At 51.7% G+C, this 8,666-nt stretch carries 11 protein-coding genes and 1 pseudogene; 6 read left to right on the forward strand and 6 right to left on the reverse strand.

What is annotated here, in order from left to right; all coding sequences use genetic code 11:
- Nucleotides 1-3 precede the first annotated feature (3 nt).
- From Q31b_RS26945 to Q31b_RS29240, 6 genes are all read left to right on the forward strand, one after another.
- On the forward strand, nt 4-1,212 hold the full coding sequence (locus Q31b_RS26945) for a DUF1559 domain-containing protein (protein WP_146602773.1): 1,209 nt from the start codon (nt 4-6) through the stop codon (nt 1,210-1,212).
- 126 nt (nt 1,213-1,338) lie between these two features.
- A complete protein-coding gene (locus Q31b_RS26950; protein ID WP_146602774.1) occupies nt 1,339-1,527 on the forward strand; it encodes a hypothetical protein in 189 nt (62 codons plus the stop codon).
- Between the two features lie 236 nt (nt 1,528-1,763).
- On the forward strand, nt 1,764-1,922 hold the full coding sequence (locus Q31b_RS29225; protein WP_231617887.1) for a hypothetical protein: 159 nt from the start codon (nt 1,764-1,766) through the stop codon (nt 1,920-1,922).
- A gap of 47 nt (nt 1,923-1,969) precedes the next feature.
- Nucleotides 1,970-2,188 carry a hypothetical protein gene (locus Q31b_RS29230; RefSeq protein ID WP_231617888.1) on the forward strand — a complete coding sequence of 73 codons (219 nt, stop codon included), beginning with the start codon at nt 1,970-1,972 and terminating at the stop codon, nt 2,186-2,188.
- A 27-nt stretch (nt 2,189-2,215) separates the two neighbouring features.
- Complete coding sequence (locus Q31b_RS29235) at nt 2,216-2,449, forward strand: hypothetical protein (protein WP_231617889.1); 234 nt, start codon at nt 2,216-2,218, stop codon at nt 2,447-2,449.
- Nucleotides 2,409-2,690, forward strand: a complete 282-nt coding sequence (locus tag Q31b_RS29240) for a hypothetical protein (protein WP_231617890.1) — start codon at nt 2,409-2,411, stop codon at nt 2,688-2,690. The genes Q31b_RS29235 and Q31b_RS29240 overlap by 41 nt, the downstream gene beginning before the upstream one ends.
- Before the next feature lie 147 nt (nt 2,691-2,837).
- Here Q31b_RS29240 and Q31b_RS29770 read toward each other — a convergent pair.
- The 6 genes and pseudogenes from Q31b_RS29770 to Q31b_RS26985 form a co-directional block, all read right to left on the reverse strand.
- Nucleotides 2,838-2,969 (reverse strand): annotated as a pseudogene (locus tag Q31b_RS29770) (ATPase, T2SS/T4P/T4SS family); the annotation flags it as partial.
- Between the two features lie 209 nt (nt 2,970-3,178).
- The gene (locus Q31b_RS26965) at nt 3,179-4,339 is read right to left on the reverse strand and encodes a transposase (protein WP_146602775.1); all 1,161 of its coding nucleotides are present in this window, start codon (nt 4,337-4,339) and stop codon (nt 3,179-3,181) included.
- 122 nt (nt 4,340-4,461) lie between these two features.
- Complete coding sequence (locus Q31b_RS26970; protein ID WP_146602776.1) at nt 4,462-4,662, reverse strand: hypothetical protein; 201 nt, start codon at nt 4,660-4,662, stop codon at nt 4,462-4,464.
- Nucleotides 4,663-5,255: 593 nt separating this feature from the next.
- The gene (locus Q31b_RS26975; RefSeq protein WP_146602777.1) at nt 5,256-6,047 is read right to left on the reverse strand and encodes a hypothetical protein; all 792 of its coding nucleotides are present in this window, start codon (nt 6,045-6,047) and stop codon (nt 5,256-5,258) included.
- Complete coding sequence (locus Q31b_RS26980; RefSeq protein WP_146602778.1) at nt 6,031-6,921, reverse strand: Rpn family recombination-promoting nuclease/putative transposase; 891 nt, start codon at nt 6,919-6,921, stop codon at nt 6,031-6,033. The genes Q31b_RS26975 and Q31b_RS26980 overlap by 17 nt, the downstream gene beginning before the upstream one ends.
- Complete coding sequence (locus Q31b_RS26985; protein WP_146602779.1) at nt 6,905-7,150, reverse strand: hypothetical protein; 246 nt, start codon at nt 7,148-7,150, stop codon at nt 6,905-6,907. The genes Q31b_RS26980 and Q31b_RS26985 overlap by 17 nt, the downstream gene beginning before the upstream one ends.
- Nucleotides 7,151-8,666: the final 1,516 nt, after the last annotated feature.

The raw sequence follows: 8,666 nt of genomic DNA on the forward strand, positions 1-8,666 counted from the left end.
AAAATGAATTTAGCAAGATTGAGAAAGGGCTTCACGCTGGTCGAACTTCTTGTTGTGATTGCGATTATTGGGGTGCTTGTGGGGTTGCTGTTGCCTGCGGTTCAAGCCGCACGTGAAGCGGCTCGTCGGATGAGTTGTAGCAATAATTTTAAGCAGATTGGCTTGGCTGTGCATAATTACCATTCCGCTTACAACCAGCTTCCCATTCATGGTAGCGGTACCATTGATGATGCTGGAAAAGATTGGGGTCATTCGGTGGTCTCATCCAATGGTCTTAACTTGAGTGCATTTGTCGGACTATTGCCGTTCATGGAGCAGCAGGCACTTTGGGAGCAGATCTCCAATCCAACGCTTGGTCGAGTGGATGGCAGCACAACGGACAACCCCGGCGGAACGATTCCCTGGAACGCGATGGGACCATGCCCTGACAACCGTGACTACATCCCGTGGTCGGTAGAAATCCCTGGGATGCGATGCCCCAGTGATCCAGGAGTAGGGCTACCCGCACTTGGCCGAACCAACTACGCCGTCTGTCTCGGAGACTCTGCAAACGGAACGGCGGCCTTAACGGGTAGTCGGCATCATGCGGACCTAAGGCAAATTAATGATACCCGTGCCTCCGAATCGGGAGCGGCGGATCGTGGCGTCTTCCTACTCCATGACAAAATGGCGTTTCGCGGAATCGCTGATGGTCTTTCCAACACAATCATGATGGGTGAAATCGCAACAGATCTCGGTGATCACGATAAGCGAACCATTGGCGTCAATCACGGTACAAGTCAAAACAACATTTCTGCCAATCCTTTGTATTGTCGTGAAGAAATCGACGACCTTCGACCAGGCTTCTGGGAATCTGGCCTTGACTTCCATGCTGAAATCTATGGTCGTGGCTTCCAGTGGGCGATGTCACGGACGGTCCAAACGGGAATGCGGACGATACTGCCCCCGAACACCGAGATGTGTACCAACAAAGACCATCGCGAAGTCAACTTTGGTAGCGCCGCTAGCCGCCATCAAGGAGGTGCACATGTGCTGATGGGTGACGGGGCGGTTAAGTTCATCACAGACTCGATCGAGGCGGGCAACTCGTCAGCAGGCGGCGTCTACGTTGGTGGTTCAGGAGCTCGCTCCCCCGGCTCGAAAAGCCCCTATGGATTGTGGGGTGCCTTGGGGACTCGCGCTTCGAAGGAAGTTATCCAAGAACAGTTTTAAGCTCTATCGATGAGCTTTTTAGTGACATTAGCCGGTTGCAGCTCCCCAAACATTTTGCGTTTCACAGCTCAACCGGCTAACTCCGAAACAAATAAACACCTAATCGTTCGAGAAAAAGAGTTTCCCATGATTCGAAAACTGATTGCTTATTCGTTGCTAGCTTGCTTTATCGTGGTCCCCTTGGTCGGTTGTGGTGGCCAAGCCGCTGGTGTGCCTGACGCCACGCAAAGTGAGCGTGACAAGTACAAAGCAATGCAGGCTGAGGCCGAAGCCGAAGCGGCAAATTACACGCTGGATCCGACTGCCAAAACCTAAGTGACGAGAAACGCCGGGCTCTTTTCAAATTTTAATTCCAAGGTTAGCCCAGGGCGTCAGAACTCTGGAATTAAGGCAACTTTCGATTACGCTAGTGCTTATCCGTTTGACGTCTAGATAAGAAAGCATAGCAACGTATAGGGACAGAGCATGAGGTTGACGGGTTTGCCTTTTCCCTATTGGGGGCACAGGATTTTTCAGAGCGTTTGCTAACGCTTTTCTTCTAGAGGTGCCTGATGGTTCGTTTGGCCCGTCGCGAGGTGTTGGATCCACAAGAGGTGGCGATCGCCCTTCTCTACAATCGGACCTGCGGGCGATGTTTCCTATTGGGGGGAATGACCAAGCGTCTGGCAAAAACTTCGATCACCGGTAAGTTTGGATCGAAGAGTACCTGAAGCAGTTTCCGCAAGCGTTCAGAGTAGAGGTTCCAGCATTCGCGAAAATGTCGGACCATTTCCACGTGATTCTCAGATTGCGGGCTGATGTCGTCGCGACCTGGAGTGATGAGGAGGCGGCTCGACGCTGGTTGATGCTTTGCCCCCATCGCCGCAAACCAGACGGGTCGCCTTTGCCGCCAAGCGAAGTAGAAATCAAATCGATTGCGGGTTGTCCGATGAAATGCCAAGAAATCCGCGAACGGCTATGTCGTTTTAGTTGGTAGATGCGGCGATTGTGCCAACGCGTTGCAATGCGGACAAATCGTGAAGAGGAGGAAATAGGCCGGTTTTTCCAAGATCGATTCCGGACAACTCGGCCGGTCGATGAAGCCTCGCTTCTGGAGTGTGCTGCCTACGTCGACTTGAATCTGATTCGAGCCGCGATGGCGGAAACGTTGGAGCAAAGCAAACGCCCGAGTGATAAGGGTTTCTTGGCAATGCAGCTTGTCGATTACCTTAATCTATTTGTACCAAAATCTACTTGATTGGACGGCAAGGCAACTCGTTTCGGGCAAACGTGGAGTAACGTCTTCGGCCGCACCGTCGATTTTGGTTCGGCTGGGACTCGAGCAATCGACTTGGTGCGAGTCGGTCAAAGATTTTGGGAAACTATTTTGTCGTGTTGCTGGACGCCCCGATTGCGTTGATTCGATGCGATGCCATCGCACGCACCGCCGCTACCATCTTCGCCGCCGCGCTCGCGAGCTGTTGAAGCTCCCCGACTGAGCGTCTCTTCTATTTTTTATCTTGCAGCGACCGACCATGCAACGTCGATAGATGAAGATAGGCACTGGTTGCGGCCACTGAGCCTGAAACCGCCTGTATCCGAGCGTCATTCGCCTTTTTTCAGACGATTGAGGTAATACGCAAAACTCAAAGGGGTTCTGTCGGGGCAATGATGCACCACCTGATATGATGCTCTGTCCCTGTCCTGATCGCTCTGTCCCTGTCCTGATCGCGGATTTCGCCAACCATGATGATATCGGGATCCTGACGCAGCACGCTACGAAGTCGTCAAGACTTTCGTTCCTCATCTCAAGGCGGTTTCGCCGCAACGTCGCTTTGCTCTCCGAGCACCGAATTAAACTAGGTTTCATCAGAAATCACGGCCCCAAGGGGCTATTGGAGTAATTCTGACCAGATACATATAGTTTCTTACAGCATTGAGTCGGACTCACGCAAAGCGTTCGGCCAATCGCTCGACTGGTTCTAAATCACGTGAAGCAACACGCAACCGATGCTTGGCCTCGGTGATGATGGTGGCCATGTTGCTCAGCGTCAGCCTTCATCGAATCGGGACGTCCGATACATCCGCTGTTGCCAAAATACTTAGGCCAATTCCAAACCAGTTCTCGCCACATCGAAACATCAATGCCGATTTCAGCAATCCGCTTGGCAAGCGACGCCGGGACCTTCCCTGCCATCTCCGCAAGATTTTGCTTCGCCGTCCAACGAAGCAAGCGTTTGTAGTCCGACCAAGCGAGATTCAAGAACCCCTTGTCACTACTGCGATATCCGTTGGTGTGGACCTCCGCATCTTTAGACAAATTGCTAGGGTCCATTGTCAAAGGCGCAAGCCATTCGTCACGCCGGATCTTTCGCCCAGTCGGGTTTCGTCGCTTCTCGCTATGCTGAGTGCGAAGCTCCTCGACCGGCGTCGTACGGATAATTTTCCCTGCTTCTTCGGTCGGAATCGGTTTCAGATCAAAGGCAGCCGAATCAATACGTCGGCCCCTATCCGCCTCGATCCGGTCGTAAGCCGACGTGTGGACCGAATCATTGGGACTTTCCGCCATCGCTGCCCTGACCGGATTAAGGTCCACGTACATACTGCAAGCTAACAACCCCGCTTCGTCCACAATCCGCTGAGCTTTAAAGCGTCCCTCCCAAAACCGTCCCGTGCATTGGTCTTGCTTATTCGCCATACGGGCGATCGGCTCAGCTAACGCACGCATGAACCACGAAATGTCCGACAATCGCTCTCGGACTAATGCCAACCGTTCTTTGTCACGAACTAATGTCTTCACATCGTTTTCCGTCGGTTCCGCCAAATGTTCTTCCATTCGGCGTCCTGGAAAAACCCGCAGCCAACGAATTGCGACTTCTTCGTCGGACCAAGCCGCGCAAACATCAGGCCGATTGCGAAGAATATTGTGCGTATGGTTGCTCATGATAGCGTAAGAAAGCACATCGACGGCAAAAACCGAAGCGAGAGCTTCCATTCGCCTCCGAATCCACTCTTTACGAAAGGAGTAGTCCTTTCCGGTCACTTGGTCGACTCCTGCTAAAAACGCACGTCGAACGCAGCGTTGAACAACATGGACGATACAAACGTCACCCGAATGAAACTGTTCAGAGCGTTGAGGTCGAGGCATTGTGATCTTTCCTATAAGAATCAAAGCAGATACCAAATTATAGCAAAATACGAAATCACTACAACCGGTTAGTGGGTGGCACCATCCATCCATTCACTGCGCCGATGTTTCGCCATCCAAGGCTACACATCGGCTTCGCTCACGACGCCCGGTCTCCGCGGCGGCCCTCCGGTGCGGACTCCGTTCGTCGCAGGCTCCTCACTACGCCTTCCCTCCATGCTCGCCGCTCCGACCCGGCTACGGACGACACCGCTCGTTCCTCGCTTCGTGTCGTCCTCCGCCGGGCAACCTCCTGTTGCCGGGCTTCGATCATCGGCGAACATCCTATTCGCCGTGCCTTCGGCGAATCGTGTCTACTAAGCTGCATGTAAAACTCTCACTTCGCTGACGCTCGTTCGCTATTCGCTTGCGCTCACAGCTCGCCTATCGGCTCGAAGCGTCGCGGACTCGGCATCCAGCCGAAAGCCTGTGGTAGGCATCCTGCCCACCAACGAAAAACGGCAGCCTTTCGGCTACCGTTTTAGTGTCGCTTCGCTCCGGTGCAAGCAGTGGATTACTTCGAAACGGTACCGGACACCTTAAACTTATTCGGACACCTTAAACTTATTCGGAGTTTTTTTACAGGACGCGCAAAGGCTGATCGCCCTTCTTTCCGTCGTTCTTACGCAAGTTCCATAACTAAAACTGATATCAGGCACCTGCTCAGACAATCGATACGTCGGGCTGGGCAAAGGTTCCAATACGTTTACAACGCAAGCAGACTCTAGTGCAGAGTTCGGAGGGTATGATTCTGTAAGTTCATTAAAAACGGCAAACATCAAAAACAAGTTCAGCATGAGAACCTTCGCGTATTAGGAATGCAATAAGCAATCAACTATGTGGAATAGGGTCGACATCAGGCTAGAAGTACTCGAAACTAACCTGCTGAGTCAAGGTCCGATGATGTACAATCTGTCGGCAGCGGGGAGGGCATGCGGCGATTAAAGAGCGGAGTGGGGCCAGCAATTTCTTTGTATCCATGAAATATGTCCGCACCGAATGGCCCCTCCGGAGCGAGTAGCCAGTTCTCTTTTTCGTTCTCTTCGTCTATCTTGCCTTGAGAAAGATCTTTGTACCTATTAAAATCTTCTATTGCGAGGCTACGGGCCTGTTGCACGTAAGTTTGCAACATACTGTAGGCCTCACCCTTCCTTTTGCGGCACAGTGTTCCCGCTAAGCTAGCACCCTCAACCGGAGCAATATATGCGTAGTATCCGGCGCGAAGTGCAGATCTGCGTCTAGCTTCATGGCCAATCACGGCGACAATGCCATTGAGCGTCATCTCAAGTTTGTCTACTGCATCACTTGGTATAAGACTAGTAACATGCAAGTTCATTGTTTTGGTCCAAACAACAGTTGTGCAGTAGCAGCACCCACGTTTGCTTTCGACCATTATGTCCATTCCGGCCCAAGACCCACTTCCGAAGGTTGTGCCTGAATCCCCAGGGGTGGCTTGTGGATGGCGATCAATCTCAGCTAAAGTCACCACCTTCACTTCCTCCGTATAGATGAGCCCTAAAGGATCAAGTCCGTTCAATACAAAGTAGCCACGATATAAACTGTTTCCATCCACATACCCGATCGGGTCTCTGGAGCAAGACTGTTTTGGAGAAAGCGTAGGTGTAAACGATATCATCGTAGAGGCAATTTCTTCACGATTGACGGTCACGTAGACGTTGCTGCAATTGGGCTATCCGCGTCGTAAGTGCAATTTTCTCACACTTGATTAGCTCCTCGTCAGTACTGACTGCTTCGCCCAGCAGCAATTCAAGCGTCTGAATCGTGCCGGCAAGCTTTCCCTGCTCCACCCCCTCTTCACGGCCCTCTTCTCTCGCACCTGAGATCGCCCATTCGTAGTCCCGCTGGGCTTTTTCTCTTTGATCGTACATGCTCTTATCCCTCGTTTTAGCGGAAATGGTTTCGATCGTTGTGATCGCCGTGTTAAACTCGATGCCTGTTAGAAGTTGTTTTAATTCTTCCGCCTCGTAATCTTGAGCCTTTGACAGCAAGAATGCCCATTGCTCCAGTTTGCTCGCTTTTGAGATCGTCTTCTCGTCTAAATTATACTTGGTCATCTCGACCGTGTGAACTTCGATCGCATTATCAAGCTCTCGGCCGCTTTCCTTATCAAGCATTTGAAAACGGTGGTGAGCTTGCACGATGTCGCGGAAAAGAACACGATTTAGCAGACAAATCGATATCGATCGATTCGAGAGAGCATAGTTGCCTCCCACCGTCAACTGATCGACATACATTCTACAGGCGTAATGGACAAGTCGCTCAATCAGTCCCGCATAAACGGAAACCTGCATTTCGACGTTAAGCCATTTTCCCGCCGAGTCACGGCACCGCACATCGAGAACCACGAGCTTGCTGTCGGAAAATTCTTGATAACTGAATGGATTCAGAATCTCCACCGCTTCAATCGGTCGCTCAAAATCCAAGATCGCATTGAGCAATCCAATCAACGCGATGTCGTTCTCCGGAGATCCAAAGATTTTCTTGAAGGCAAAGTCAACGGTGGGCTTAATTCTTAGAGGCATCCGTCACCGTGGGGCTAAAACAAAAAGCTGAGTATAACAGAGTTTCGTTGGGTTGGTGGCTATCACGATCCGTCTTCTCGGCTTCATTCTCGGACGCCCGGTCTCCGCTCGGGCGTTCCGCTGCGGACTCCATGCTCGCCGCTACGACCGGGCTACGGACGACACCGCTCGTTCCTCGCTTCGTGTCGTCCTCCGCCGGGCATCCTCCTGTTGCCGCATCTTCCATCATCAGCAGACATCCTATCCGCCGTGCCTTCGGCGAATCGTGTCTACTAAGCTGCACGCAAAACTCTCACTTCGCTACCGCTCGTTCGCTATTCGCTTGCGCTCACACTCACCTATCGGCTCGAAGCATGCGCGGTCCCGGAATCGTGCCGAAAGCCATGGCGGGCATCCTGCCCACCAACGAAAAACGGCAGCCTTTCGGCTACCGTTCTAACGTCGCTTCGCTCCGGTGCAAGCAGTAGATTGCCTCGAAACGGTACCGGACACCTTAAACTTATTCAGACGCTGAAAACCGAAGATCAAGTCTGACCCCCGCGAAGCGTTCTCTCTATTAGACCGTTACTGACCCCCCGCGAAGCGTTCCCAAACAGTGCCATTCGTGTCCGACACCTTTGATCGCTCCGTAGAATGGACATCTGCTTTATTTCGACCTAACTACTTTGCAGGTTGCGATTCTATCATTGATGCTTACGTACACACTGTAGCGAACATCGGCACAACCGTCTTTCCAAGATGAAATGAAGCGATTTGGTCGGTTTGAATTGGTGCCTATCAATTTTTCATCCTGATACGGAATAGTCTCAAGTGCATCTTCAGAGACTCCACTGCGAAGAATTGCTATTTTCGACACTCGCAATACTTCCTGGTTGTCAATTTTGCCGTCTTCGAGCCCAAGAAGCGTTACCTCGTACTCCTGTGGTCTGTTGAAAAACCAGATAGTCAATATGAAACTGGCTACACAAGCGGCAACAACAAACGAATATAGCTTTGTCATTCTTATTCAAGCATCTCTGGAGGGTAGTCGTCGCAATCGCACTTCGCGTAGTGTTGGCAATTCCAAAAGCACGTGCTCCCGTCCTTGGGCGCTTTGGGGTTGTTGCATTTAAGTTTTTTTAGTTTGGGGCAAACCATTCTTGGCTCGCACTTCCCAGTCGGATTGCCTTCAGTCGGTACGTCCTGGCCCTGTTCTATGTCGTTATCCTGATGTCCGTAGCATTTCTCATTTGGACCACTACAACAAACATACATGTGAGTTAAGAATATCCCTTTCCATCCCCCCACGGGACGACTGCAAACCCAATAGGTGACCTTCGCAACAACTTGGCCATTTTCGCAGCACTCTGTGCTTTTATTGTAAACAACTGATTTCTTCGTTCCAGCAATCGGGCAACAGCCAAACCACTGAGTCGGCACCGAAGGAGAACCACACTCACAATTACTAACAGTATCCCCTGCCGCTGCTTGCTTGCCCGAAGGATCGAGCAACTTCGTTGGTTGCCCTTGAACATACTGATACCGATTTGGACCATCCCAATACCCGATAGGATCTCTGGAGCAAGACCCCAACAAGGCTTGGGGTTTGTAGGGTCGGCGGCGTTTTTGCCGGGGAAGGGTTGATGAGTGGCAGCTCAATCGGCGATGGTTGCAACTACGGCCAGCCTCACGCGCGCGAGGCGCGTGGGGAGAAGGTCGACGAGTTTTTGCTTGGAGCGTCATGATCGTTAGTTTAAACGATTCCA

Origin of the sequence: Novipirellula aureliae, assembly GCF_007860185.1 — a bacterium.
Classification (GTDB): Bacteria; Planctomycetota; Planctomycetia; order Pirellulales; family Pirellulaceae; genus Novipirellula_A; species Novipirellula_A aureliae.